The organism is Alcaligenes sp. 1735tsa3 (genome assembly GCF_024134565.1).
In the GTDB taxonomy this organism is placed as follows: domain Bacteria; phylum Pseudomonadota; class Gammaproteobacteria; order Burkholderiales; family Burkholderiaceae_B; genus Alcaligenes; species Alcaligenes phenolicus.
In genome coordinates this window covers 4,019,239-4,045,309 of record NZ_CP099862.1, presented here as the reverse complement: position 1 = coordinate 4,045,309, position 26,071 = coordinate 4,019,239, and the positions used below count along the sequence as shown (strand labels likewise).

Here is a 26,071-nt window from a genome sequence, read left to right as displayed (position 1 = left end):
TATGCTTCCTTGTTGGAAGTCAGGCGGATTTTCGATGTCTGGAGCAGGGGGTGTGGACATGAGGACTGTTGAAGTGGTGGTCCTACATAGGCTGGCTACCTTGCTATAGCTGGGCTTGCTCGCTTATCCAATCACTAAAGGCACGGACCTCTGCTTTTTGTGTCGCATCGGGCAAGGTCACCAGATAGTAGGCAAAGCGGGCTGGCCAGGGCTTGTCCAGGACTTGCACCAAGCGGCCGGCGGCCATTTCATCCTGCGCATATTCTTGCGGTATCAAAGCCAGCCCCAGGCCCGCAATCGCGCCGCGTATCAGCAGGTAATCATCCTCAAAAGCTGTGCCTCTATCGGCGCGCGCATCGTCCTCCACCCCGTGGGCAGACAGCCAAAGCGCCCAGTCGGCCCGGTCGGCATCTTGTAGCAGTGGCCACTCCAGACAATCTGCTGGTTCCTGAATGGTTGGCTTGTCTTGCAGCAACGCAGGGCTGGCTACAGGCAGCAAGACAGGGGCCATCAAGGGCTCGGCCTGCAAGCCGGGATACGCGCCCAGGCCGTGGCGAATGGCGATATCCACTTTGTCGCGACGCAGGTCCACCAGCGTGGGGGACGCCTCCACACGGATTTCGATATCGGGATGGCGTTGCTTGAAGTCGGCCAGCCGGGGAATCAGCCAGGATGCGGCAAAGGAAGGCACGGTGCTGATCGTCAGTGTCTTCCTTTGCTTGGTGGCTTCCAGCGTGTGCATGGCTTGTTCGATCTGGTCAAACGCCGTCAGCAGGATAGGGTAGACCTGATCACCGGCTTCGCTCAGGCTCATTTTGTTGTGGCTGCGCACAAACAGTGTCACGCCCAAGCGATCTTCCAGCAGCCGGATTTGCTGGCTGACTGCGCCCGAGGTTACGCCCAGCGCCTGGGCGGCCAGCTTGATGCTGCCGTGGCGTCCGACTTCGGTAAAGGCGCGCAGAGCTTGTAAAGGAAAGACAGGATTCATGGTTTAGTTTATCTAAATCTATCAAGTAGATTTAATCGTTTTTATTTGGCCATCTAGCTGGGGAAAATAGGCTTCTGAATCGTTTTTAAAGTTTAGCTTATCTATATAACAAGGAAGAGCGAACTTTCAGTTTTGGAGCCACACCATGATTGATCTGTATACCGATAGTTCGCCTAACGGCTTTAAGGCGACCATCGCCTTGGAGGAGATGGCGTTACCGTACCGCTTGCATCACGTGCGTATCGACGCGAACGAGCATAGGCAGCCAGAGTTCCTGGCCTTGAATCCGCATGGGCGTATCCCGGTGATGAAGGATGATGAAACAGGTGTTGTCCTGTTCGAGTCCGCCGCGATCTTGCTGTATCTGGCGGAGAAAACCGGCCAATTGCTTTCAAAAGAACCTGTTCAGCGCTGGGAAACAATCAAATGGCTGCAATTTCACTCCTCCAGCGTGGGGCCGATTCTGGGTCAGCGCGTGCATTTTGAGTTGTTCGCCCAGGAGAAAATCCCGGCCGCCATCGAACGCTACCGCCGTCTGGTGAATGATCTGTTCACCGTGCTGGATACACGCTTGGCAGACCATCCTTATCTGGCAGGACAGGACTATTCCATCGCCGATATTGCGCATTTTGGCTGGACGCATATTGCGCGAATTATCGATTTTGATTTCAGCCACTACTCGCACATGAGTGCCTGGCATGAGCGCGTGGCTCAGCGCCCTGCAGTCCGTAAAGGCATCACCTTGCCTGAGCCCGCTACCGGCGCTTGAGGGGAAAACATCATGACGATTGAAACAAGCCTGATTCAAGGCGCATCTTTCCCTACCTTTGCCACTCACCCTGGCTATAGCCGCATGTTTGCACCCGGCCGTCTGACCATGGGTATCTTTCTGCCTCTGCGTTTTTATCAAGGCGATATGAGTGTGCTGGCCGGGCAGGCCGCGTTGGTAGAGGAGATAGACCGCCAGGATTTTGCGGCGGTGTGGGTGCGAGACGTACCGTTGTATGACCCCAGCTTTGGTGATGCGGGGCAGGTGTTCGATCCCTTTACCTATCTGGCTTTTCTGGCTGCTCGCACCAGGCGGGTGGCCTTGGCCACGGGCAGCACGATTTTCTCCTTGCGTCACCCGATCGATCTGGCCAAATCTGCCTTCACCATTGATCAGTTGTCCGGTGGACGCTTGGTGCTGGGCATCGCTTCCGGGGATAGGCCTATAGAATTTCCCGCCTATGGTGTGGAGCGAGCCGAACGGGCAGAGCGTTTTGCACACGCTGTCAGCTATTTCCGTCAACTGATGCAAGCGGGGCAATTGAATATCGACTCTCCGCTAGGCCGCTTCAATACGGCAGAGCTGCTGCCCAAGCCCGTGCACGGTTCGATCCCCTTGATTGTCACCGGCTCCTCGGGGCAGTCGCCCGAATGGATCGCAGAACATGCCGATGGTTGGCTGACCTATCCGGAAGCCACACATATACCGCTGGGTCCGCAAAAGCTGGCTGCCAAAATTCAGGCCTGGCGTGCCCGGATTCCAGATGGCGGTTTTCGCCCACACATGACCAACGAGTGGCTGGACTTGGTGGATGATCCTGATTATCCACGCACACCTTTGCAAGGTGGTTTTACACTGCGTACCGGGCGCAAGGGGCTGATCACCTTGTTGGAGGAATGGCAGGCAGCGGGTGTGAATCACGCCGCTTTGGGTATTCAGTTTGCACAGCGACCGGCGGCGGAAATTATCCAGGAGCTGGCTGAGTATGTGCTGCCGCATTTTGCCTCTCACCAGGCGCAGTCTGCCCTTGCAACAGCATGGTAGCAACAGGGGAATACAAGCATGAATAGCAGTGCAGAACAGCTAGTAGTCGATGGCATGCAGATCCGGGATCTGCAGCCACAAGACCGGGCCGCCTGGGAGTCTCTGTACAGACAATACGCCGAGTTTTACAAAGAGCCCATGAATGAAGATATCCTGGCTCGTACCTGGTCCTGGCTGCTGGATGCGCAGCATCCTTTACAAGGGAAGGTGGTAGCTACGGCGAATGGTGCGCTGCTGGGTTTGGCGCATTACCGTCCTTTTCCGGAGCCCTTGCTGGGCAAGGATGCTGGTTTTCTGGATGACTTGTTTGTGTCGCCTGACCAGCGAGGCAGCGGGCTGGGCCGCCGTTTGATTGAGGCAGTCGCCCAGGCAGGTAAGGAGCAAGGCTGGCCGTTCCTGCGCTGGATTACGGCGCAGGACAATGTACAGGCGCGCAGGCTATACGATGGTTTGACTCAGGCAACAGCGTGGGTGACGTATGACTTGAATCTGTAGAAGGGGGCTAGGGGCGTGTAGAAGGTGATACGTTTTTCAGGATGCCAGTATGCAACTAACAGGAATGATGGTTTAGTTCCCGAAGGCTCGCAATTCCTTCGTTAAGGAGGAGGCCAAGCGCTCTAGTGGTCTGAATGCACCCTCCAGATAGTTTATGTCTTGGGCGGATGCATCGAACTGCTCAAAATAAGGCTTCCAGGCTCTGACGACTATCCATACTTCATGCAAGGCGCGAATGGCTTCTTGGCGGCTAGAGAAGTAGGCTGCCCAACGTGTCATTAAGTTGTCCAGGGTGGCCAGCCTTCCTTGCTCTCCTAGTTCGAGGTGCAAATAACGTTCGCTTGCCACCGTGTTCATGGGCAGAACGTCATAGAGCGGGCTTAACCTCCATCCTTTGCCGACCACGTCATAGATGAAGGCGTGGTTTCTCAAGTGATCGTCATTGTTGTTGGCAAAGATGTTCAGGGCTTGGCGCTTGAATAGTTCACGTAAATCACGATCGATGAAAGTGGGCAAACAACGCTCTCGTAGTTTGAGGGCCAGTGCCTGATAGGAACTACTTCTTGCTTCGTACTCATCAATGCCCATCAGGGTCATAGCGGAGCAAAAGCCGATACGCCCCTCAACGGTAGAAGCATTGTGTTCTGGGGTGGCGGGCGACCAACTGTCCTGGCCGGGAGCGGGTGCTTCTCCCGGAGCTGCCCAGTAACGGTCAAATCTACGAATGAAGAGCACGCGCGCCGTGCCAACAGATTGGATATGCACGGGTGGAACGCATAGATCTGCAGCACGTGCCAATTCCAAGGTGCCAGCTTCAAGTACAGCATTGCAGGCGCGATCAGACTTGGAAGGGAATTTCGCCAGCCACAGCACATCGGATTCATCGCGAATAGATGCTTTGGGCCGGGCTCCGCCAGCCGAACCTAGGCCTTCAAAGCAGTCAGCCAGGTCCTCACCGATGTCTTCGTCATTTTCAATACGATCAGCGGCTTCAAGTAGGCGTTCAAGGCTGACCTCTCCAACTGCCGATTTCTTGGCGGGGGAATCGAGCGTAAGTCGAATAACCAGTGCGCCTACGCGATCCACTCCTGCCTCCAGTAAATAGGCGACTTCAGGTAAAACGCCCGAGCCTACTTTGAGTTTGTTTTCGATGACACGTCGACCCCATGCGTCAGGGGCCGCGTCGCGCAGTCCACCAAACTCGTGCAGCCCAGGTAAGGTAAAACGTTATATGCCTCCGTTTTCTGCCGTTAGTGGCAGTGCTGCAGGATCGATTTCAATCGCGTGTTGCCGTTGTACATAGCGCTTACCGTAGGTGAAGCTTGGCGCATCGGAATTCGCGTTCTCCAGTAGTCCTGCTGGTACAAAAGCATTGCCCTGATCGCTTTGGGCAATATGAGCAAACACAGCAACCTGACTGGGTGGTCGGCTGTATGGATTGCGCGGTTTAGAAGTCATATTTGTCCTTGGCTGGAGCGATGTTGGCCGTATTCGATGCATTTTTCCTGGAGACACGCTGTACCTTGTTGGCATTGTTGAAGCTCCGCACAGCGCCGGACTGCTCTGTGAGCAGATCCAGCAAGGTAAGTTCGGGCTCAATGGCATGGAGGTAGCGCAGGATCTGAGACATCGTTCGGCTTTCATTACCTTGCTCAAGCAGGGCGGCCGTGGACCGTGAAATACCAGCACGAGCAGCCACATCGCTTTGAGTCATTCCATGGGCGATGCGCAGTTGCTGGAGCTTCTGACCAATGGCGCTGGCTTCCTGCAAGCGTTTAGGGGGGGTGCGTTGTGCCTCATCGTATTTCATAGTTGGCCCTTTCTGCCATGTTCGTCATGGACAATCCTGTGAAACATGTAGAGTCAAGACTTCTGATTTATTGACCGTAATAACAGTCCTTGAATTGATTAAGGACTGTTATTACGGACATTTTAATTGAATTTGATTGTTTGCTAAACAGACGCGTAGTCTAATGTCCGTAATATCAGTCTTAATAGCTATTAAGGACTGTTATTACGGACATTTTGGTTAGGCTTTCCTTCTCTCCAGCAACATCAAAGCAAGCAAAACCACACTGCTCATTCCCAGCCCAAAGACCACCAGTGGCCATGCCGTATCCCCACCCAGCAAGGTCACAGCTAAGGTACCGAACACGCTAACAATCAGGCTTTCCACGCAAAAGTAGATCGCCACGGCGGAACCGGCCACATCATTGAACTGGGCCAAGGCGCCATTGGCGGTGACGGATACCGTCATCACAATGCCCATGGCGGCTAGCCACATGGGCAGGATAAAGCTGCTAAAGGAGGGTTCCAGCAGGAGTTGTCCTGCTGCCAGCAACAGGGCGGCTAGGGCGATCAAACCCATACCGCGTCTCAGGCTCCCGGCCGTTCCCCAGCGAGCCACAAAGGTTTTGGACAGGCGGGTGGTGGCAATCATCACCAGGGCAACACTGGCAAAGGCCAGGCTGAAATCCACTTCTGAATAGCCAGCTTGTCCGATCAAGACTCGGGGCGCGGTCGAGAAGTAGACAAAAAATGTCCCCATCCCGGTGGAGAAGCCCAGGGTATAGACCCAGAAGGCCGGACTCTTGAAGACGGCCAGTGCGCACTGCTGTGAATGCAGCGGTTTTGCAGGTCGGGTCTCCTGCCATCTGCACAGCGCATGGATCCAGGCTATGAGCCCCATCGCCGCCAAACTCAGGAAGATGGCTTGCCATCCTCCCATGCGGGCAATCAGAGCACCTGCAATAGGCCCCAAGGCGGGTACGAATGCCAGGATGGAACTGAGCAGGCTATAGATCACTACCCCTTCGGGGCGGTCTGCATACACATCGCGCACTGTGGCAAACAGGGCCACAAGGGTGGCCGAAGCCCCCAGTGCCTGCAGCACCCGAAAACCAACAAAAGCCCAGGCGGAACTGGACAAGGCAGCGGCGGTTGAGGCCAACACGAACAGGGCGGCCCCTGTCAGCAAAACAGGTCGTCGGCCTATGCGATCCGACAGGGGGCCAAAGATCAGTTGTCCCGCACCCAATAGCAGCATGTAAAGGCTAAGGGTCAGCTGGATGATGGCTGGGGTCGTACCTAGAAGTTCCGGCATGGCCGGGACGACGGGCAGGTAAATATCCATCCCCAGGGAGGCGAGGATGTCAAAGGGCGCCATCAGCAGCAGGGCAGCCGGCAGCGTATAAGCCCAGGAAGAGCGTGAGGAAGACATAACAAAATTACCACTCGAAAAAGAAATCGGGCGGCGTCTGTTTGTTATCAATCAGCGGGATTGGAAGTACAGAACGCCGCAACAAGACCAGAGCTTGTTGCGGCTTACTCAGTTGCTGACTTAGTGCTCGTCATGCAGACGGCTCCTCACATAAATAACTTGAAAGTGTGTCGCGGGGAAAACGTTATGGCTGCGTCTGGCCCAGTCCAAAGGGATGGGGCGCGACAACTGTTTATTATAGGGGGAGGTTTTTACGGCCTTGAAGCCTCAGTCCGTGATGGCTGTTGGTTTTTTGCCCTGCAAAGTTTTGGCAAGACGTGACACCGCCTCGCTGGAGTTGCCTGTCTTGTTCTTCTTCACCCGGATGGCGGCAGCTTTCAGCAAGCGCTGGAATGTCGGGCATTGCGTATGGTTGGCGGCGGGGCAGTGGGCAGCGTGGCGCAAGCCTTCGCTCATGGCTTTCAGGCGCTTGATGGTGGCATCCAGTTGATCGGCCTTGGACAGCAGCAATTGCCTGTCTACCTGCGGAGCTCCATCAGGAGGCAGCATGGCCCGTATTTCTTCCAGCGACAAACCGCCCGCTTGCCCCAGGGCAATCAAGGCCAGTTGATCCAGCACTTGGGGCGTAAAACGACGCCGTTCTCCGGGGGCGCTGACTGCACGGATCAGGCCTTCTTTCTCGTAGTAACGCACGGTGGAGGAGGGTAAGCCGGTTTGCTTGGCAACTTCTGAAATATCCATCTTGTACCTGTTGACTTGAAGTTGACTTCAACTTTTATGATTACTCAAAAACAAGGTGCTTATCAACGGGAAGGATTGCCAATGTTGTCGATCAATGAATGGGTGCATGTGATTCTGATCGGAGTCGGAGCCACTATTTTCATGGATGTCTGGGGCCTGATTCAAAGGGCGATGGGCGTTGCCACGCTGAACTACGCCATGGTGGGGCGCTGGGCCGGGCATTTGCTGCGTGGCCAGATCGCACACAGCAGTATCGGCAAGGCTGAGCCGATTGCGAGAGAGTCTGCCTGGGGCTGGTTCATTCACTATGCTGTGGGCATTGTTTTCGCCTTTTTGTTGCTTGCGGTTTACGGCACTGAGTGGCTGCAAGATCCCCGCTGGTTGCCCGCCGTCATGGTGGGCATGGCTACGGTCGTGATGCCCTTTTTTGTCATGCAGCCCGCCATGGGAGCCGGAGTGGCGGCCTCGCGTACCCCCACGCCTTGGACTAACCGTTTGCGCAGCCTGCTGACACACGCGGTTTTTGGTTTGGGCATGTACCTTGCGGCCTTGCTGATCAAGCAGGTGGCTTAAGGAGATGTCATTTGTTGGGGCCTCTGTCATGGGTGGCCTGCTCTTTTTGTGCGTCAGCCAGTCCCAGGATGCCGCTTCCGAGCTGACCGGGGACTGAGCAGGAGGCACTAGCAGTATGTGTTTGGTTAGGTCTGGAAAACCGCCTCGCTCATGCAATCAATAAAGGCGCGCAGCTTGGGCGACAGGTTGCGGCTGGCAGGCCAGACAATCCACAGTGGCACGGTGTTATGGGTGCATTCATCCAGAATGGTTTGCAGCCGTCCGCTGTTTAAATGCTCGCCCACGGTGAAATCTGGCAGGCAAGCGATGCCTTGCCCTTGCAAGCTCAGATGCACCCGCATTTCCACGCTATTGCAGACCAGTGTGCGGGGCAGCTCGGGTACGTCCTGAGTTTCGGAAATTGGCCATTGTTCCAGCCGCCCGGTATTGGGGAAGCGGTAGTGCAGGCAGGCATGGTGTTGCAGATCTTTGGCGTGCAAGGGGCGACCATGCTCTTGTAGATATTCGGGGGAGGCAGCCAGGACGCGACGGAACGTGCACAGACGGCGGCGCATCAGGCCTGAATCACTCAAGGCGCTGGCACGGATGGCAGCATCAAAACCTTCGCCAATCACATCGACCAGACGGTCAGAAAAGTCCAGATCCAGTTCTACAGCCGGATAACGCTGCATGAAGTGGCTGATGGCCTGCTGAAACAGGCCGCTGTAGCGCGGCAAGCTGATTCGCAAGGTGCCACGCGGCATTTCACTGGCTTGGGACATTTCCAGTTCTGCCGCTTCGATTTCACTCAAGATGCGTCTGCAGCGCTCCAGAAAAACCTTGCCGTCGGCAGTCAGGGCCAAAGTGCGGGTGCTGCGGTGAAACAGGCGCACTTTCAGCCGCTCTTCCAGGCGGGCGATGGACTTGCCTACTGTGGAGGGCGACAGGCCGGACTCGCGGGCCACGGCCGAAAAGCTCAGGCGTTCCGCCACGCGTACGAACAGGCCGATATTGCTCAGGTTTTCCATCATGGTGCCAACTTTATTTAAGAATTTATTTCCTAAGTATTAATAACTGTAGTGTATTTTTCTTTGATGGGGTGACGCTTAAGCTCCTGAAATCGACCCCGATCATGCGGGTATTTCACGCCGTGTTCATTTCTGTTGGGCACGCACGCTTTAGCAGTCAATGAGAACCATGCTTTCCTCTTCTTCCTCGCCGGCCATGCGTCGGCTGCAATTATTGTCAGCCTGTTTAACGGCTTTATTGATCCCCTTGTGCTTCACCGGTCCAGCAGTGGTGCTGTCGGCCATCAGTGCAGAGTTAGGTGGTAGTGCCGCCCAGCTGAGCTGGATCATGAACGCGTACATCCTGAGTTACGGCGGTGCCATGATGGTGTCAGGCAGCCTGACGGACATTTACGGCCAGCGCCGCATCTGGCTGATTGGCATGCTGTGGTTTTGCGCCTTTACCATTGCCATTCCTTTCATGCCCTCCGTGTTCTGGATTGATATTTTGCGCATGATGCAGGGCCTGGGCGGTGCCGCCGCTTTTGCTGCTGCCATGTCCTCCCTGGCTCCCTTGTTTGAAGGACGTGCACGGGCGCGGGCGTTCAGCTTGTTAGGCACGTCTTTCGGGCTGGGGCTGTCTTTTGGTCCCTGGTTTTTCGGCTGGATTGTGGAGGCGCTGCAATGGCAAGGCGTGTTCTACGCGACCGGGGCTATTGGCGTGGTCGGTTTGTTGCTGGTTCTGATCAGTACCAAGCCCAGTCAGGGCGGCTCGCAGGGTACATTGGACTGGCCGGGTGCCATCAGCTTTACGCTGGCTTTGGGCCTGTTTACTTATGGCATGTTGCTGATCCCGGAACGGGGCTGGTCCGATAGCTGGGTGCTGTCCACCCTGCTGGCCTCTGTTGTCGCCTTTGTGGGCTTTGTCTGCATAGAGCGCCGCGTTGCGCAGCCCATGATTGATTTGTGTTTCTTTCGTGACCCCGGCTTTGTGGGTGTGCAGGCTTTGGCTGCAGCCCCTGCATTCCTGTTCATCGTGCTGATTGTGTTGTTGCCCGGTCGCTTTATGGGTATTGATGGTTACGGTGCATTGCAGGCCGGGCAGATGATGGTTTGGCTGGCTGCGCCTTTGTTGATCGTGCCTTTTGTGGCGGCCTTGCTGACTCGCTGGCTATCGGCAGGCAACTTGTCCAGCCTGGGTTTGCTTCTGGTGTCCGTGGGTTTGTGGACTCTGGCTGAAGGCTTTGAGGCAGGTGGCGGGCCAGCCCTGCATCTGCCTTTATTGCTGATCGGCATGGGTATCGGTTTGCCCTGGGGCTTGATGGACGGGATGGCGGTCAGTGTGGTCAGCCCGGATCGGGTCGGAATGGCGACGGGTATCTTCAATACGGTGCGGATCTCTGCGGATGGTGTGGCCATTGCCGTGGTCAGCGTGCTGCTGGCTACCTTGATTCAGCAGCACCTGAGTGTGGGCAGCACTGCGTTTACACAAGCAGCGGTTCTGGAAGCGGCCAGTCGGGCGGCTTTGGGTGAATTGCAGTTGGCCGCGCAACAGCTGCCTGGTTTGGAAGCGCAATTGACTGCCAGTTATGCCGCTTCGTTTTTGGCGGTGCTGCATGCGTTGGCAGGCCTGGCGGCCTTGATTGCCGGTCTGCTCTTTGTCTTGTTGCGACAGCCCAAGCACGCTTTGCAAACGGCCTAGAAGACACCGCGTGCGCTGCACGCGATGCCCAAGGTGAACGGGCCCCAAACGCCTGGGTCAGGTATCCAGGTTTTGGGGGCCGTTCTACACCCACAGCGGCGGCGTGGGTGTGGGTTACGACGGGTGTTCAGGCCTGTTGTTTGGGCAAGGACAACCATTCTTCAGCAGTAATGCGGCTGATGTGCTCAGTCCGGTAGTCCTGCAGGAACGGGTTGTACCTGTTTTCCTCGGTGTGATGATGGCGAAAGCCACACTTGCTTTGCGCGATCTGCGATTGGGCATTGTTGGCAAAGTAGCCGCACCACAGTGCTTTCAGCTTCAGCGTTTCAAAAGCGTGTCGCATCACTTCGCGCATGGCCTCGGGGATCAAGCCCTGGCCCCAGTAGGGCACGCCAATCCAATAGGCAATTTCGCCTTCTTCTTCGCCGATCTCGAAGTTGCTGTTCTTGCCGATCAGGATGCCGATGCAACCGACAGCTCGGCCATTAACTTTGTGCTCGACGGCATACACTTCGGGCATATTGAAAACTGTGCGGATAATTTCGGCACTTTCCTCAACGCTGGTATGCACCGGCCAACCTGCAATCGGGCCAACTCGCTCGTCTTTGGCGTATTCGTACAAGTCCTTGGCATCAGTGTCCTGCCAGGGGCGTAAAATAAGTCTTTCTGTTTGAAGTGTCATTTTCTTTACTCACCATTCATCAGAAAACAGAATAGAAGCTGGCTGGTTTGGCGAACAGAGCAGGATCTTGGTAGTTTCGGTACTTTTAGCAAGTCCTGTCGGTTGCCGGGCCGTGAAGGGCAGAGGAACACCATGCATCAGATTCCACAACTATTCAGCGCCAAAGATAGCTGGCTGACAGGCCAGACCACGCTGGCTGAAGGCGTGGGAATGCCTTTGTCTTTCGGTCATGCCTATATGGCCTTGATGATCTGCCTGTCGGGTCGTGCTTTGGTCAGCTTGAATTTCAAGGATCAGGTCGTACGGGCCCATGATGTGCTGGTGCTGGCCGAAGATACGATTACCTTGCTGAGACGGCGCTCACGCGGTTTCAAGGTGTTTTTTCTGCTGATGCCCAAGAGCCTGGCGTCAGAAGTGGCTTATCAGCTGCCTAATTCCTTGTTCGTGTTCCTGCACGACAATCCGTTGTGTGTGCCTCCGCAGAGAGATCGAGCTTTACTGGCTGCCTGGTTGCTGCAACTGCACGAGATTGTGCAGACCAGCACGCTGCATCAGCACATCATGCTGCGTAATCAGCTGCAGAATTTCTTTCTACATATTGCCGAGCAGATTCCGTCCGAGTATCAGGGCGGCCAGCCGTTCAGCCGTCAGGAAATGATCAGCTGGCGGTTTTGGGAACTGGTTGGCCAGCAATGCCGGCAGCACAGGGAGGTGAAGTTTTATGCCGATGCGCTCAACATCACCCCGTTTTATCTGTCCCAACTGAGCAAACAGTTTTTTAACGACAGTCCCAAGGCCTTGATCGACAGGCAAGTGGTTCTGGAGATCAAGGCGCTGCTTTCCTACAGCCAGCTGGCGATCGGGCAGATTGCCGATCAGCTGAATTTTGAGGATCCCTCTTATCTGTGCCGGTACTTCAAGCGCCACACAGGCTTGTCGTTGACCCGCTATCGCCAGCATGAGCAGGCTCGTTCCGGTGTGGTTGGCAAGTGATCAGCTCAAGGGTTGGTCGTGCCAGGTCAATGCGACAAGACAATGGCGATGGTGTATGACTCAGGAGGCCAGAAGCCTGTGCGCCTGATCGATGCGTTTGGGAGTCAAACTCTAGGCAGAGCAGATTTACGGCTCACATCTTGCCAGTGAATTTGTAGCGATCCCCTGGATGCCACAGTCTGGCGTGCGTTGTGAACTGCTCGCTGGAAAAAGTGCGGCGGTCCATCACCAGACAGGGTTGCTGCTCTTTCATGTGCAGGGCCTGCGCGATTCCGGCGGGCGGCACCAGCACTTCAATGCTGTAAAAGCCGGTTGGCAAGGGGGCAACGCGCACCAAGTACTCATTAGGCGTGATCTGGCTCCAGTCCTGCTCCATGTAATCCGGCGCCATTTGCGCGTCCACCAGACGATCTTCGTACTGGATAGGCAAGCCGTTTTCGGCATGAACAATAATGGAATGAAACAGCGCTGCGCCCGGTGCAATGTCATATAGCCGCGCTTGAGCCGGGCTGGCCTGCAGCCGCTCCATGCTCAGCACTTGGCAACTGTGTTGGTGGCCGCGCTCCCGTATGTCTTGCGCGATGCTGCGTATCTCGATCAGGGTGGACTGGAATTTGGGCTGCGCGACGTAGGTGCCCGAGCCTTTGATGCGGACCAGCAGCTCATCATTCGTCAACTCCCGCAGCGCGCGGTTGACCGTCATGCGCGACACGCCAAATTGTTCGCATAAAGCCAGTTCAGTGGGGATCAGATCACCTTCACGCCATTGGCCGGACTGGATTTTCTCCAGCACAAAATTCTTGATTTGCAGGTAGGCGGGCATGCTTGGTTCAGTTGACGAATGACTCGTCTGGGGGACATCCATTTTTATGCTTTCCTGTAGGACGTGTTCACACTCAAAAGAGTTTCGCGCAGGCCAGATCTGAGGTCGTGCACCAGGCCGCGAGTGATGCCTTCCCATGTTCGCATTCACGGGCTTATGCAAGGCTCTCTTTTGTATGTATAGACAACTTGGAAAAATGACTATACATTGGCATGAGCTTACAAGAAAACCGTTGTTTTGTCGGCGCCAGGACCTGCCCTTCGGGTGTGGAAACAGCCTGCCAGATAGAACCAGCGCGTATCCAGAGACACCTCAGATGGAGGACATCACCATGCCTGATCATCACACTTTGGCGGCCAGCCACGATCCCCGTTTCGATTCTGCGCGGCAGATTCATGCCCCTACGGGTACCCAGCTCAGCTGCAAGAACTGGGTGGCGGAAGCTGCGTACCGCATGATTCAGAACAACCTGGACCCGGCCGTGGCCGAGAACCCCCAGCATCTGGTGGTGTACGGCGGCATCGGGCGTGCAGCCCGGAACTGGGAATGCTATGACCAGATTCTGGCCAGCCTGCGCCAGTTGGAGGATGACCAGACCTTGCTGATTCAGTCCGGCAAGCCGGTGGGTGTATTCCGTACTCATAGCGATGCGCCGCGTGTGCTGCTGGCCAACTCGAATCTGGTGCCCAAATGGGCTACCTGGGAGAAGTTTCACGAGCTGGATCAGGCCGGTTTGTTCATGTATGGGCAGATGACGGCGGGTAGCTGGATCTACATTGGTAGCCAGGGCATTGTGCAAGGTACGTACGAGACTTTTGCTGAAGCAGGTCGTCAGCATTTTGGTGGTTCGCTGGCCGGGCGCTGGATTCTGACTGCTGGTCTGGGCGGCATGGGCGGCGCACAGCCTTTGGCGGCGACCTTTGCCGGGGCTGTATCGCTGACGATTGAATGCAAGCAAAGCAGTATCGACTTCCGTTTGCAGACCCGTTATCTGGATAAACAGGCGCGGGATCTGGATCATGCGCTGGAGTTGATTGCCCAACACACGGCCGCCAAGGAAGCGGTGTCGATTGGCTTGCTGGGTAATGCTGCCGATGTACTGCCTGAACTGGTGCGACGTGCCCAAGCGGGTGGTTTGAAACCTGATCTGGTGACGGACCAGACCTCTGCCCACGATCTGCTCAATGGCTATTTGCCGTCAGGCTGGACGGTGGAACAGTGGCAGGCGGCGCAGAAAGACCCGGCCCAACACGTCCGCATTCAACAAGCGGCTGCCAAGTCTTGCGCAGTTCATGTACAAGCCATGCTGGATTTTCAGAAAATGGGTATTCCGGTTGTGGACTACGGCAATAACATTCGCCAAGTTGCGTTTGATGAAGGCGTGGCCAATGCCTTCGATTTCCCTGGCTTTGTGCCTGCCTACATTCGCCCCTTGTTTTGCGAGGGCAAAGGCCCGTTCCGTTGGGTGGCCTTGTCAGGCGACCCGGAGGATATCTACAAAACCGATCAAAAAATCAAAGAGCTGTTCCCTGACAATCAGCACGTGCATCGCTGGCTGGACATGGCGCAGGAACGCATTGCTTTCCAGGGCTTACCTTCACGAATTTGCTGGCTGGGACTGGGCGAGCGTCACCGCGCTGGTCTGGCCTTTAACGAAATGGTGCGTAAGGGCGAGTTGAAAGCGCCCATTGTGATTGGCCGCGACCACTTGGATACAGGCTCGGTGGCCAGCCCCAACCGCGAAACTGAAAGCATGCGTGATGGCACGGATGCCGTGTCGGACTGGCCTTTGTTGAATGCCTTGTTGAATACCGCCGGCGGGGCCAGCTGGGTTTCGCTGCACCACGGGGGCGGGGTGGGCATGGGCTACAGCCAGCATGCTGGCATGGTGATTGTGGCCGACGGTAGTGAGCAGGCTGCGGCCCGTCTGGAGCGGGTCTTGATTAACGATTGCGCCAGTGGTGTGATGCGTCATGCGGATGCAGGCTACGAGCTGGCGATTCAAACGGCCAAGAATTTCGGGCTGACATTGCCCATGATCAAGTAAGAAAAACAGGACAGATAAATGAGCAAGAGTATCGAGCTTTCTCCCGGCGCACTGACTTTGGCACAGCTGCGCCAAATCTGGCAGGAACCGACTGTTCTGACTCTGCCACCAGAGGCGATCGGGGCCATGGATGCGTCCTCGGCCATTGTGGCCAAGATCATCCGCGAAGGTAATCCGGCTTATGGCATCAATACCGGCTTTGGCAAGCTGGCTCAGCAACGCATTCCCGACCATGATCTGGAGCAACTGCAAAAGAACCTGATTCTGTCGCACTCCGTGGGGGTGGGCGAGCCGGTGTCCGATGCAGTGGCCCGCTTGATCATGGCCATGAAAATTGCCAGCTTGGCACGGGGCTTTTCGGGCATACGTTCGCATGTGGTTACGACCTTGCTGGATATTCTGAATGCGGGCGTGGTGCCTTTCATCCCGTCCAAGGGTTCGGTGGGCGCATCGGGTGATCTGGCGCCCTTGTCGCACATGACTTTGACGCTGATCGGGGAAGGACAGGCCAAGTGGGAGGGCGAATGGATGCCAGCCCAGCAGGCTTTGGCCAAGGCGGGTATCACTCCCATTGTGCTGGCTGCCAAGGAAGGGCTGGCGCTGATCAATGGTACGCAAGTATCTACGGCCCTGGCCCTGAACGGCCTGTTCCGCACCCAGACCTTGTTCCGTAATGCGATTCTGGCCGGTGCCTTGAGTGTGGACGCCGCCAAAGGCAGTGATGCGCCTTTTGATGCGCGCATCCATGAGGTGCGTGGACAGCCGGGGCAAATATATGCTGCTCGCCTGTACCGGGAGCTGCTGGCTGGCAGCCAGATTCGTCAGTCGCATCGCGACAATGACAACAAGGTGCAGGACCCCTACAGCTTGCGCTGTCAGCCCCAGGTCATGGGTGCGATTCAGGATCTGATCACGCAGAACGAACGAAGCCTGCTGACGGAAGCCAATGCTGTCACGGATAACCCGCTGGTGTTTCCCGGCAAGAATGGCGAGCCGGATCAGGTGATTTCCGGAGGCAACTTCCACGCCGAGCCGGTGGCGTTCGCTGCCGATGGCTTGGCTCTGGCGATTGCTGAAATTGGTGCCTTGGCAGAGCGTCGAGTCGCTTTGTTGATTGATGCCAGCATCTCTGGCTTGCCACCGTTCCTGGTGCCTTCTGCGGGTTTGAATTCGGGCTTCATGATTGCCCATGTGACCGCAGCGGCCCTGGCTTCGGAAAACAAGTCACTGGCACATCCTGCCAGTGTGGATAGTCTGCCTACTTCGGCTAATCAGGAAGACCACGTCAGCATGGCAACCTTTGCAGCGCGCCGTCTGGAAGACATGGCACAGAACACGGCCGCGATTGTGGCAATTGAATTGCTGTGCGCGGCACAAGGCATTGATTTCCATGCACCCTTGCTGACTTCCGAGCGTTTGAAAAAGGTGCAAGACGCGATTCGCCAGGCCGTGCCTTTTTACGATCAGGACCGTTACTTGGCTCCCGATATCGAGGCCCTGAAAGCCTTGGTGCTGGATGAGAGCCTGGAGGCGACGGCGGCTGATCTTTTCTAGTTTTCATGAAGTACTGCTGATTGTTTTTGTCTCCACGAACTTGTCCCTGGCCTGGATCACCAAGCCGGGGATTTTTTTGCTTCACGACGACCCTAGCATTGCATTTCTCTGGGCTACGCCCTGCTGACATAAGTCCACGGTGAACACGACGGCTGCTGCGTCCCCTACGTAGGCAGGCACGGTATCTGTTATCGAGCGACGGCCTGTATTGCCAACTGAGGCGTGCCAATCAAGATGGATATAAAGCTCACAAGTCACATGGCTGTGGCGATGTGCATGCGCTATGTTCATAAGGAGGATAAGCCCGCGTGGGATGGGGCGAGCGGGTGGCGAATCGGCTGTTCCACGGCGAGCGATTGATAAGTGTATCCGATACGGGTATAGTTTGGAGATCGATATGACGCGCGTTTTCAAGCGCAAAGACTTTGCGCGATGGCAGGCGGCGGAGAAGCTGCCCGATATTGCCTTGTGCAAGGCAGTTCAGGAGATGGAAAGCGGTCTGATCGATGTGGACTTGGGTGGCGCCTTATACAAGAAGCAGGTAGCTCGTCCGGGTGGTGGCAAAAGCGGCGGCTATCGCAGCTTGCTTTCGGCCAGAATAGGTAGCCGTTATGTGTTCCTGCATGGGTTCTCCAAGAGCGACAAGGGGAACATCACGCCGGATGAAAAGAAAGCGCTGCAATTTGTAGGGAAGGTGTTCCTGGGCTTGTCGCCTGAAGCCTTGTTGAATGCATTGCAGGCTGACGTGTTATTGGAGGTGCATTGTGAGCAAGATCATCGAATCGCTACGCGGCGACCTGGCGGCGCTCCAGGAGGCAGGAGCGATCGGCAAGGTGACGATGCGCGAGTTTGACGCAATTTGTCCACCGCCAGTTCGGGAGTTCGATGCGGCCGACATCAAGCGGCTGCGAGAAGGCTTGAAGTTCAGCCAGCCGATATTTGCGCTTTATTTGCATACTACGGCATCGACCATACGCAAGTGGGAGCAAGGTGAAACCCATCCCACTGGCCCGGCGCTCAAGCTGCTGAATATCATTGCTGACAAGGGCTTACAGGCCATCATCTGATTTTTTTGTATCTAAGCCTTGTTCAGTAGACTGCTCAATGTTTTTTTATAAGCCGTAAAGGCCGCTTCTTCCTGAGGATGCTGGCCGTCTGTCACACAGGCCTTACCACTGACGAATACATCACGAATCGGATTGGCGTAGGCGCGTTCGGAAAAGACCAGAGCCGATAGCCAATGCTGCTTATCCAGCCCCGCCAAACTGGGGTGCTCCAGGTCAATCACCATTAAATCTGCCTGATGACCGGGGCTTAGCTGCCCGCTGGCTCGACCGGACGCCTGTGCGCCACCGCGTGCGCAGGTGTCAAACAAGTAGTCCGCGACGAAAGGTTGTTGGGACGAAGTCAGCACATTGCGTTGCTGGCTGGTCAATCGTTGACCATATTCCAGCAAGCGCAGTTCGGCGCGCCAGTCTACGCAGATATGGCTGTCTGAACCTATGCCCATACGTCCTTGCTCCGCCAGAAAGGCGGCGGCAGGGAATAGGCCATCACCCAGATTCGCCTCGGTGCTTGGACACAAACCTGCTACGGCACCGCTGCGGGCAATTTGCTTGCGCTCCTGCTCGTCAATATGAGTGGCGTGGACCAGGCACCAGCGTTCGTCCACATTGAAGTTGTCATAGAGATAGGCCACCGGACTGCTGCCTTTGATGTCCCGGCAGGCCAGCACTTCGGCTACCTGCTCGGCAATGTGGATGTGAATCGGGTGGCGTGACGGCAGGCTGTGCAGGCCGTCGATCAAGGTACTGATGGAGCCGACGTTGGCGGCGCGCAGGGAGTGGGGCGCAACACCGTAACGCCGGTCAGCATTCAAGGGATGGCTGTTGTGCAAGGATTCCAGCAGGTACAGCAACTGTGTAGGGCTATTCAGAAAGCGCTGTTGATCCTGACGCGGCGCCTTGCTGCCGAAATCGCTGTACTGGTACAGCACGGGCAGCATGGTAATAGCCAGCCCGCTGGCGCTGGCCGCTTCCATGACGCCTTGGGCCAGTAGGCCTATGGGTGCGTAATGCTGACCGTCGCGCTGGTGATGCAGATAATGGAACTCGCACACGCTGGTGTAGCCTGCTTTCAGCATCTGTATATAGAGCCATTGAGCAATGGCCTGCATGTGCTCGGGCTCCAGGCGGGCAGCGAAGCGGTACATCAGGTCGCGCCAGCTCCAGAAGCTGTCCTGGCCTTGCCCCCGGAATTCAGTCAGCCCGGCCATGGCACTTTGAAAAGCATGTGAATGCAGATTGGGCATGCCCGGCAGTACGGCACCTTGCGCTGTGTGGACGGAACCCGCCGCGTCTATGGCCTGCTGACTGGCTTCGGGCAGAACGTCTGTCAGTGTGCCGTCCTGGTCCCAGCGCAGCAGTACATTCGCTTGCCACTGGCCGTCCAGATAGGCCCAAGGGGCCCAGAGCGCTTCATGTTTTCGGGGGATGCTCATGGCGATTCCTTACGCAGGTCACGGCTGATTGTGCCTTGGTATACGACCAGGGCGCAGCGTGGCAGGCCCAGCCAGTAGATCAGCTCGGGCAGGGAGTCTATGTCCCAGGCGACAAAGTCGGCACGGGCCCCGATGCTGAGTTCACCGTTGATGTCGGGGGCACCCAAGGCCTGAGCAGCATGGCGGGTGACGCCTGCCAGGGCTTCGGGGACTGTCAGTCTGAAAAGCGTGCTGCCCATGTTCAGCATCAGTAATAGGGATGCACAGGGGGAGGTGCCAGGGTTGCTGTCAGTGGACAGGGCCATCGGTACGCCGTGTTTGCGCAGCAGTTCAATCGGGGGTAACTGGGTTTCGCGTAGAAAGTAGTAGGCGCCGGGCAGCAGCACGGCCACGGTTCCGGCTTTTTTCATGGCGATGACGCCTGCTTCATCCAGGTATTCCAGATGGTCGGTGGACAGGGCCTGGTAGCGGGTCGCCATTTCCGTGCCGCCCAGATTGGAGAGCTGCTCGGCGTGCATTTTGACGGGCAAGCCCAGCGTTTGGGCCGCTTTCAGAACGCGTTCGGACTGCTTCAGGTCGAAGGCAATACGCTCGCAAAAGACGTCAACCGCGTCGATCAGTCCTTCTTGTGCCAGAGTGGGCAGCATTTGATCACAGACCAGATCCAGGTAGGCATCGGTTTGCCCGGCAAATTCAGGGGGCAGGGCATGGGCACCTAAAAAGGTGGTGCGCACCGTGACCGGGCGCAGCTCGCCCAGACGGCGGGCGACACGCAGCATTTTGCGCTCGCTCTCCAGATTCAGACCGTAGCCGGATTTGATTTCAATCGCGGTGACGCCTTCGTCCAGCAAGGCATCCAGTCGGCGCAGGGCTTGGGCCAGCAGTTGGTCCTCGCTCAGGGAGCGCGTCGCTTTGACGGAGGACACAATGCCGCCACCCTGACGGGCGATTTCTTCATAGGAGGCCCCTGCCAGCCGCAAGGCAAATTCCTGGGCGCGGTTGTCGCCGTACACCAGATGAGTGTGGCAGTCGATCAGCCCGGGGGTGACCCAGCGGTTTCCCAGCTTGTGTTCTTGAGTGGCGTCTTGCCACTGCGCAGGCAGGTCATGACGTGGGCCCATCCAGGCGATACGGTCCGCCTGTACAACCAGGCAGGCATCTTCGATGACGTACTCGGGGTCGGCGGTGGGGGCCAGGCGTAAATCGGTCCAAAGTGTGTAGCTCATCATTTCATTCCGTGGGAGCGATATAGGCGTAGACCAGCGGGGCATCAGCAGGGTCGGCCTGCAGTTGCAGGGACAAGGGGGCGGGTGTGCTGCCTGTCAGGGCTTGCCCGGCGCCCAGGGTCCAGCTGTGTGTGTCGGCCTGGAGTTGATAGCCGCCTTGCGGTGCGTACAGAAAATGCGTACCAGCGGCCAATTTCATGGAGTCGTTTCGTCCTTGCCATGCGTGCAAGCTGCCTTGGGCTCGGCCCCGACGCAGCATCAGGTTCAAGTCCTGTGTCGGACCGAGTGGTAACAAACAGGCCATCTTGTCCTCGCCAGCGAAGGCGTAGGGCTGGAATGGATGCAGCACATGGATATCTTGCTCGTGAATCAGCTGCATGTTGTCGCCCTCGATCAACATGATGTGTCGGTCTATGCCGGGGAAACGGGAAAAATCGCCGGCGGTCTGGACCTGGGCCAGGCTGATGCGCCAGTCAAAGTGCTCATAGCCGGCATGTTCGGGATGGCACAGCACCTCGCGCGTGGTGCCGCCACCGTTTTTCCAGGGCTGCGCGGGCAGGCTGCTGATGTTTAGCAGACGAAGCAAAGTGGCAGGGTGGGGCTGGCTCATGGTGGCATGGCTCCGGGCGGATTTTCAATTGTATATACAATAGCTGAGTATAGACAAAGCGCGACGATCGTCTTGAAGGGCAGGCTGTTTTTTCAGGGTAAATCCCGAGCACAAACCCTTGAGCTACTTGCGCTGCAAGCCGCTTGGTGGCAAGGTATACGCTAATAAACCCGAGTCATAATTCATTCAAAGGTGCAGGATGCCTGGTTTTTTCGGCATCCTGCGTTATTTATTGCAAGCTAGAAAGTTTGCATATGAAGTATTTAATCGTTCTTCTTCAGGACTTCCCCGAATCATGGATACCCTCTCGCAGTCTTTTACCTTTTCCCAACGTGCCCAGAAACTGAGTGGCTCCGCAATTCGTGAAATTCTCAAGGTCACTGCGCGTCCCGAGATTATTTCCTTTGCGGGCGGTCTGCCCACTCCAGTCGGCTTTCCTGTCGAGGAAATGCAAAGCGCGTTCAACAAGGTACTGAGCGAGCAGGGCCGTGTGGCACTGCAATACACCACGACGGAAGGCTATCTGCCCCTGCGCAAATGGTTGGCAGAGCAAATGAGCGCCGAAGGCGCTCCTGTGGACGCCGACGAAATCCTGCTGGTGAACGGTTCGCAGCAAGCCCTGGACATGCTGGGCAAGCTGTTCATTGATGAAGGCAGCAAGGTGCTGGTGGAGTCGCCTACTTATCTGGGCGCTTTGCAGGCTCTGTCTGTGTACGATCCTTCGTTCGTGGCTATTCCTACCGATGGCCAGGGCATGATCCCCGAGTACGTGTCGGCTCCTGAAGCCATGGGTGCCCGTCTGCTGTACGCACTGCCCAACTTCCAGAACCCTACCGGCCTGCGCCTGCCTTTGGAGCGTCGTCAGGACCTGGTAGAGCGATGTGCGGCTGCGCATATCCCGATCGTCGAGGACGATCCCTACGGTGAACTGCGTTACGCCGGCGAGCGTCTGCCCAGCCTGCTTTCCTTGGGCCGCAAAGCTGGTGCTACTGTGATACGCCTGGGTACCTTCTCCAAAGTGCTGGCTCCTGGCCTGCGTCTGGGCTACATCGTGGCTCCCGCCAAGATCATCGACAAATTGGTGCAGATCAAGCAGGCCACGGACTTGCATACCTCCACACTGACACAGATGGCTGTTTACGAAGCCGTCCATAACGGTTTCCTGGAAAAGCACCTGCCCAAAGTGCGCGATATTTACCAGAAACAGTGCGCCATCATGCTGGACGCCATGGACAAGAACTTCCCGACGACGGCTCAATGGACCCGTCCTGAAGGCGGCATGTTCATTTGGGTGACCTTGCCCGAGCATGTGGATGCGACGGTCCTGCTGCAAAAAGCTATTGAGAACCTGGTGGCCTTTGTTCCGGGCGAACCTTTCTACGCCGGCAAGGACGTCAAGCGCAACACCCTGCGCCTGAGCTTTGCCACCGTGCCCGAGGAAAAAATTCGCGAAGGCATCGCCATCTTGGGTAAACTCATCAAGGAAGCCTGATCGCCGTTTGGCAGGCAAGGGACGCAGACTGATGGGTCTGCGTCTTTTCATGCGCTGGCGCGGCCAGCGCTATGGTTTTCAGCGCCGGCCATTGCGTTTTGCTTGCTCCCAGAGCATGAACAGGTTCCTGGAATCCACCGCATACCCTCTGCCAGAGGGTATGCCTGTTTTCAGTCTATGGCTTGAGGCCTGGATTTAGGTTTTACCTCTATGACATCTCCATCCGCTTCGGAATCTTCCCCGCGTCCTGATCTGTCCGATATGCGCCCCAACAATGACTGGGTGGCCCGCTATTTGCCAGCATCCTGGGGGCCGTATGCCCGTTTGTGTCGGCTGGATCGGCCTGTAGGCACCTGGCTGACCCTCTTGCCCGCTCTGGCCGCTCTGGTGCAGGCAGCGGACGGTATTCCTACCCTGTGGCGTTTGGTGATCTTTTCTCTGGGCGCCTTGTTGATGCGCGGTATTGGCTGCTGCTTTAACGATATGGCGGACCGTAATTTCGACCATCAGGTTGAACGTACCCGTTTCCGGCCCTTGACCAGTGGCCAGATCACCATGCGTCAGGCGGTGATCTTCGTGCTGGCGCAAATTGCCGTGTGTGCCTTGCTGCTGCTGGCTATCAATGAGTACAGCCGTTGGCTGGCACTGGCCCTGTTCCCGATCGTGATGATTTACCCCCTGTGCAAGCGTTTTACCTACTGGCCGCAAGTGGTTCTGGGTATCTGCTTTAACTGGGGCATGTTGATGGCCTGGTCCGATACGCAGAACATGGTGCCTTTTGGCGCCATCCTGATGTGGGTGGGCGCGATTTTGTGGCAGGTGGGCTACGACTCCATCTATGCCTATATCGACATGGCTGACGATACCAAGCTGGGCCTGCACTCCACGGCTCTGCGTTTCCGCGATGCAGGCAAAACCTGGATTAGCGGTTTTTACATCGCCGCCATGGCCTGCTGGCTGGTGGGTGGTTTTCTGCTGAACGAGCGGATTTTGTATTACGTGGTGATGGCCGTCATCGGCATTCATCTGCTGTGGCAGATGCGGCAGTTTGACGTGCGCTATCCCGAACGAGGCCTGCGCCTTTTCCGTGCCAACATCTGGGTTGGTGTGTTGCTGGTGGTGGCCGCTTTGGCTGGCACGATCAGCCTGGCTTGATCTGCATTCAAGCAATTTACGTAAAGCTTTAAAGGTTTGAAGAATGGCCTCTCCTCTTGAGTATGTCGCAACGGCGCTATTTGCCATTGCCATCGTCCACACCTTCTCGGTTCCGGTATTTGCCCGCCTGGCCAATAAAGGCGGCAGCCACGCGGGGCTGTGGCACATGTTGTCCGAGGTCGAGGCCGTGTTTGGCGTCTGGGCCTGTGTGCTGGTGGCCTATATGGCCGTTTTTGTGGATTTGCAGTCCGCTATCGAGTATCTGGAAACCCGCAACTTCACCGAACCCATGTTCGTGTTCGCGATCATGGTGGTTGCTGCCAGCCGTCCGATTCTGGAACTGGTGAACAAGACGGTGTCGGTGCTGGCGCGTGCCGTGCCCGTGTCTGACAAGATTTCCACCTACTTCATCACTATTTCGGTAGTGCCTCTGGCCGGTTCCCTGATTACCGAGCCTGCTGCCATGACGTTGGCGGCGCTGCTGTTGCACAAAGCCTATTTCCGTCACCAAGGCCATGCCGGTTTCAAGTATTTGACCGTGGGCGTGCTGTTTGTGAACGTCTCTATTGGTGGCGTGCTGACTGCCTATGCAGCCCCTCCGGTCTTGATGGTGGCCAGCACCTTTGGCTGGGACACCGCCTTTATGGCGACGCATTTTGGTTGGCGTGCTGTGATGGCCGTCTTGATCAATGCCACCCTGGTCACCCTGGTTTGCCGTAAAGCCTTGATGGAAATGGGGCAGGGCATGCCTGAAACACAACAGGCACAGCGTTCAGTGCCCATTACCGTCATGGCCATTCACGTGGCTTTCCTGGTGGCGATTGTGCTGGGCGCGCATCACCCCATTGTGTTCATGGCCCTGTTGATGCTGTTTATTGGCTACGCTCACTCCTACAAGCATTACCAGAACCCCTTGCTGGTGCGTGAAGGCCTGATGGTTGGCTTCTTCCTGGCCGGTCTGGTGGTCCTGGGCGGTCTGCAAAAGTGGTGGCTGCAGGATCTGCTGGGCGGCTTGTCGCCCACCGTGCTGTTCTGGGGGGCGACGGCCTTGACGGCAGTAACGGATAACGCGGCGCTGACCTATCTGGGTTCTCTGGTGGAAGGCACCTCGGATATCTGGCGCTATATGCTGGTGGCCGGTGCGGTTACGGGCGGTGGTCTGACCGTGATTGCCAACGCGCCCAACCCCGCCGGCTTCTCCATTCTGAAAGGCAGCTTCCCGGATGGTGCGATCTCGCCTCTGCGTTTGCTGCTCAGTGCCATGGTGCCAACCCTGGTCGCAGCCTGCATGTTTTTGATCTGAACCGGATGGCCGCCAGGGGCGGCTTGTCTGGCCGGGGCGAAGTTCAGTGCGATTGAACGCCAAAAGGGCTAAAATCACGGCAGAAGCGCCCCTGGGAACCCTTTGCGGTTGCTGATTGAGCGGGTCTCCGGCTTGAAATTGGCTGGTTTCGACCCTACTTATTTGTATCTCGAAGTTTGTTTCGGCTTTTTGTTAGGATGAGTCGTGCCTATCTATGCGTATAAATGCAGCTCGTGCCAATACGAAAAAGATGTGCTGCAAAAAATGTCGGACCCCGTTTTGGAGGTTTGTCCAGAATGTAACCAGCCTACCTTTACCAAACAGGTAACGGCGGCCGGATTTCAGCTCAAGGGTACGGGCTGGTATGTAACGGATTTTCGTAACCAGGGTGGCAGCAAGCCCGCGGACAGTGGCGCTACGTCCACACCCGCGCCTGCGGCGACATCTGGTTCCTCATCGTCCAGCTAACACCACTTCTTATGCGCCCCTTCAAGCGTTATTTCGTCACTGGCCTGCTCATCTGGGTGCCCTTGGTCATCACCGTTTGGGTGATGACTTTGCTGATCGAAACGCTGGAGAGCGTAGTGCCGGAGTTTCTGTCTTCGCAGGCCTTGTTCGGCCTGCGGATTCCCGGCTTTAGAATTGTGCTGGTGCTGGCCGTCTTGTTTGGCACGGGTTTGCTGGCGGCCAATTATCTGGGCCGTGCAGTCGTGGATCGTTGGGAATTGCTACTTGGGCGTATTCCTTTGGTGCGTTCCATTTATAATTCCGTCAAACAAGTCAGTGATACGGTGTTGGCACCCGATGGTCAGGCGTTTCGCGAGGCCGTTCTGGTGCAGTATCCCAGGGCTGGTTCCTGGACCATTGCCTTTCTGACCGGCACGCCGGGCGGACAAGTGGCGCAGATACTGGGAGAGGACTTTGTCAGCGTCTACGTGCCCACCACGCCCAACCCGACTTCCGGTTTTTTCCTGATGATGCCTCGGGCGGATGTACACAAGCTCGACATGACAGTGGATGCGGCGCTTAAATACATCGTATCCATGGGAGTGGTCAGCCCTACCGAGCCGATCGCTTTGCCCCCTGTTTCTGACCAGCCGGAGGGTCCCGAAGGGACACCCCCCTTGGCTGGAACCTGAATTTTCCAATTTGCAGTTTTTACTATTTC

At 56.6% G+C, this 26,071-nt stretch carries 26 protein-coding genes and 1 pseudogene; 15 read left to right on the top strand and 12 right to left on the bottom strand.

Features of this window, described 5'->3' with window-relative positions; translation table 11 throughout:
• Window positions 1-103: 103 nt before the first annotated feature.
• A complete protein-coding gene (gcvA, locus tag NIZ92_RS18635) occupies window positions 104-988 on the bottom strand; it encodes a transcriptional regulator GcvA (RefSeq protein ID WP_254002440.1) in 885 nt (294 codons plus the stop codon).
• Window positions 989-1,133: 145 nt separating this feature from the next.
• On the opposite strand from gcvA, the gene NIZ92_RS18630 reads away from it, so the two are divergent.
• Genes NIZ92_RS18630 through NIZ92_RS18620 form a run of 3 tightly spaced genes read left to right on the top strand, consistent with a single transcriptional unit; the run spans window position 1,134 to window position 3,296 of the window.
• Complete coding sequence (locus NIZ92_RS18630; protein ID WP_035269680.1) at window positions 1,134-1,757, top strand: glutathione S-transferase family protein; 624 nt, start codon at window positions 1,134-1,136, stop codon at window positions 1,755-1,757.
• A gap of 12 nt (window positions 1,758-1,769) precedes the next feature.
• On the top strand, window positions 1,770-2,801 hold the full coding sequence (locus NIZ92_RS18625; protein WP_254002439.1) for an LLM class oxidoreductase: 1,032 nt from the start codon (window positions 1,770-1,772) through the stop codon (window positions 2,799-2,801).
• An 18-nt stretch (window positions 2,802-2,819) separates the two neighbouring features.
• Entirely contained in the window at window positions 2,820-3,296 is a 477-nt protein-coding gene (locus NIZ92_RS18620; RefSeq protein ID WP_254002438.1) for a GNAT family N-acetyltransferase, read from the top strand.
• Window positions 3,297-3,368: 72 nt separating this feature from the next.
• Here NIZ92_RS18620 and NIZ92_RS18615 read toward each other — a convergent pair whose 3' ends face one another.
• From NIZ92_RS18615 to NIZ92_RS18595, 5 genes are all read right to left on the bottom strand, one after another.
• Window positions 3,369-4,382 (bottom strand): type II toxin-antitoxin system HipA family toxin, encoded by a 1,014-nt coding sequence (locus NIZ92_RS18615; RefSeq protein ID WP_254002437.1) that lies wholly within the window; start codon window positions 4,380-4,382, stop codon window positions 3,369-3,371.
• A gap of 141 nt (window positions 4,383-4,523) precedes the next feature.
• Window positions 4,524-4,754, bottom strand: a complete 231-nt coding sequence (locus NIZ92_RS18610) for a hypothetical protein (protein ID WP_254002436.1) — start codon at window positions 4,752-4,754, stop codon at window positions 4,524-4,526.
• Window positions 4,744-5,106 carry a helix-turn-helix domain-containing protein gene (locus tag NIZ92_RS18605; RefSeq protein WP_042485454.1) on the bottom strand — a complete coding sequence of 121 codons (363 nt, stop codon included), beginning with the start codon at window positions 5,104-5,106 and terminating at the stop codon, window positions 4,744-4,746. The genes NIZ92_RS18610 and NIZ92_RS18605 overlap by 11 nt, the downstream gene beginning before the upstream one ends.
• 219 nt (window positions 5,107-5,325) lie before the next feature.
• On the bottom strand, window positions 5,326-6,516 hold the full coding sequence (gene cml / locus NIZ92_RS18600; protein WP_254002435.1) for a CmlA/FloR family chloramphenicol efflux MFS transporter: 1,191 nt from the start codon (window positions 6,514-6,516) through the stop codon (window positions 5,326-5,328).
• Between the two features lie 267 nt (window positions 6,517-6,783).
• The gene (locus tag NIZ92_RS18595) at window positions 6,784-7,257 is read right to left on the bottom strand and encodes a helix-turn-helix domain-containing protein (RefSeq protein WP_254002434.1); all 474 of its coding nucleotides are present in this window, start codon (window positions 7,255-7,257) and stop codon (window positions 6,784-6,786) included.
• A gap of 81 nt (window positions 7,258-7,338) precedes the next feature.
• Here NIZ92_RS18595 and NIZ92_RS18590 point away from each other — a divergent pair, with 81 nt between their 5' ends.
• The gene (locus tag NIZ92_RS18590) at window positions 7,339-7,830 is read left to right on the top strand and encodes a DUF2938 domain-containing protein (RefSeq protein WP_254002433.1); all 492 of its coding nucleotides are present in this window, start codon (window positions 7,339-7,341) and stop codon (window positions 7,828-7,830) included.
• Between the two features lie 125 nt (window positions 7,831-7,955).
• Here NIZ92_RS18590 and NIZ92_RS18585 read toward each other — a convergent pair whose 3' ends face one another.
• Window positions 7,956-8,837 carry a LysR family transcriptional regulator gene (locus NIZ92_RS18585; RefSeq protein ID WP_254003231.1) on the bottom strand — a complete coding sequence of 294 codons (882 nt, stop codon included), beginning with the start codon at window positions 8,835-8,837 and terminating at the stop codon, window positions 7,956-7,958.
• 169 nt (window positions 8,838-9,006) lie between these two features.
• On the opposite strand from NIZ92_RS18585, the gene NIZ92_RS18580 reads away from it, so the two are divergent.
• Complete coding sequence (locus NIZ92_RS18580) at window positions 9,007-10,518, top strand: MFS transporter (RefSeq protein WP_254002432.1); 1,512 nt, start codon at window positions 9,007-9,009, stop codon at window positions 10,516-10,518.
• A 127-nt stretch (window positions 10,519-10,645) separates the two neighbouring features.
• Here NIZ92_RS18580 and NIZ92_RS18575 read toward each other — a convergent pair whose 3' ends face one another.
• Window positions 10,646-11,200 (bottom strand): GNAT family N-acetyltransferase, encoded by a 555-nt coding sequence (locus NIZ92_RS18575; protein WP_254002431.1) that lies wholly within the window; start codon window positions 11,198-11,200, stop codon window positions 10,646-10,648.
• Window positions 11,201-11,332: 132 nt separating this feature from the next.
• On the opposite strand from NIZ92_RS18575, the gene NIZ92_RS18570 reads away from it, so the two are divergent.
• A complete protein-coding gene (locus NIZ92_RS18570; RefSeq protein WP_254002430.1) occupies window positions 11,333-12,193 on the top strand; it encodes a helix-turn-helix domain-containing protein in 861 nt (286 codons plus the stop codon).
• A gap of 133 nt (window positions 12,194-12,326) precedes the next feature.
• On the opposite strand, the gene hutC is transcribed toward NIZ92_RS18570, so the two are convergent.
• The gene (hutC, locus tag NIZ92_RS18565) at window positions 12,327-13,016 is read right to left on the bottom strand and encodes a histidine utilization repressor (protein WP_009457425.1); all 690 of its coding nucleotides are present in this window, start codon (window positions 13,014-13,016) and stop codon (window positions 12,327-12,329) included.
• 316 nt (window positions 13,017-13,332) lie between these two features.
• On the opposite strand from hutC, the gene hutU reads away from it, so the two are divergent.
• The 4 genes and pseudogenes from hutU to NIZ92_RS18545 all read left to right on the top strand — a co-directional run bounded on the left by hutU (window position 13,333) and on the right by NIZ92_RS18545 (window position 17,684).
• Window positions 13,333-15,063, top strand: a complete 1,731-nt coding sequence (gene hutU / locus NIZ92_RS18560; protein ID WP_254002429.1) for a urocanate hydratase — start codon at window positions 13,333-13,335, stop codon at window positions 15,061-15,063.
• 18 nt (window positions 15,064-15,081) lie between these two features.
• The gene (gene hutH / locus NIZ92_RS18555) at window positions 15,082-16,617 is read left to right on the top strand and encodes a histidine ammonia-lyase (RefSeq protein WP_254002428.1); all 1,536 of its coding nucleotides are present in this window, start codon (window positions 15,082-15,084) and stop codon (window positions 16,615-16,617) included.
• A gap of 397 nt (window positions 16,618-17,014) precedes the next feature.
• A pseudogene (locus tag NIZ92_RS18550) lies at window positions 17,015-17,395 on the top strand (type II toxin-antitoxin system RelE/ParE family toxin); the annotation flags it as partial.
• Complete coding sequence (locus tag NIZ92_RS18545) at window positions 17,382-17,684, top strand: DNA-binding transcriptional regulator (protein ID WP_254002427.1); 303 nt, start codon at window positions 17,382-17,384, stop codon at window positions 17,682-17,684. The pseudogene NIZ92_RS18550 and the gene NIZ92_RS18545, both read left to right, overlap by 14 nt.
• Before the next feature lie 11 nt (window positions 17,685-17,695).
• Here NIZ92_RS18545 and NIZ92_RS18540 read toward each other — a convergent pair whose 3' ends face one another.
• Genes NIZ92_RS18540 through NIZ92_RS18530 form a run of 3 tightly spaced genes read right to left on the bottom strand, consistent with a single transcriptional unit; the run spans window position 17,696 to window position 20,953 of the window.
• Window positions 17,696-19,117, bottom strand: coding sequence for a formimidoylglutamate deiminase (locus NIZ92_RS18540; RefSeq protein WP_254002426.1), 1,422 nt, complete (start codon window positions 19,115-19,117; stop codon window positions 17,696-17,698).
• A complete protein-coding gene (hutI, locus tag NIZ92_RS18535; RefSeq protein WP_254002425.1) occupies window positions 19,114-20,343 on the bottom strand; it encodes an imidazolonepropionase in 1,230 nt (409 codons plus the stop codon). Before hutI ends, NIZ92_RS18540 begins: the two co-directional genes overlap by 4 nt.
• Window positions 20,344-20,347: 4 nt before the next feature.
• Window positions 20,348-20,953, bottom strand: coding sequence for a HutD family protein (locus NIZ92_RS18530; RefSeq protein ID WP_254002424.1), 606 nt, complete (start codon window positions 20,951-20,953; stop codon window positions 20,348-20,350).
• Window positions 20,954-21,248: 295 nt separating this feature from the next.
• On the opposite strand from NIZ92_RS18530, the gene NIZ92_RS18525 reads away from it, so the two are divergent.
• From NIZ92_RS18525 to NIZ92_RS18505, 5 genes are all read left to right on the top strand, one after another.
• Window positions 21,249-22,445 (top strand): PLP-dependent aminotransferase family protein, encoded by a 1,197-nt coding sequence (locus NIZ92_RS18525; RefSeq protein ID WP_115634570.1) that lies wholly within the window; start codon window positions 21,249-21,251, stop codon window positions 22,443-22,445.
• Window positions 22,446-22,655: 210 nt separating this feature from the next.
• Complete coding sequence (ubiA, locus tag NIZ92_RS18520) at window positions 22,656-23,600, top strand: 4-hydroxybenzoate octaprenyltransferase (RefSeq protein ID WP_254002423.1); 945 nt, start codon at window positions 22,656-22,658, stop codon at window positions 23,598-23,600.
• A 43-nt stretch (window positions 23,601-23,643) separates the two neighbouring features.
• Entirely contained in the window at window positions 23,644-24,903 is a 1,260-nt protein-coding gene (locus NIZ92_RS18515) for a putative Na+/H+ antiporter (RefSeq protein WP_226348186.1), read from the top strand.
• Between the two features lie 204 nt (window positions 24,904-25,107).
• Entirely contained in the window at window positions 25,108-25,371 is a 264-nt protein-coding gene (locus tag NIZ92_RS18510) for an FmdB family zinc ribbon protein (RefSeq protein ID WP_083054982.1), read from the top strand.
• A gap of 11 nt (window positions 25,372-25,382) precedes the next feature.
• Entirely contained in the window at window positions 25,383-26,042 is a 660-nt protein-coding gene (locus NIZ92_RS18505) for a DUF502 domain-containing protein (RefSeq protein ID WP_083054980.1), read from the top strand.
• Window positions 26,043-26,071 lie beyond the last annotated feature (29 nt).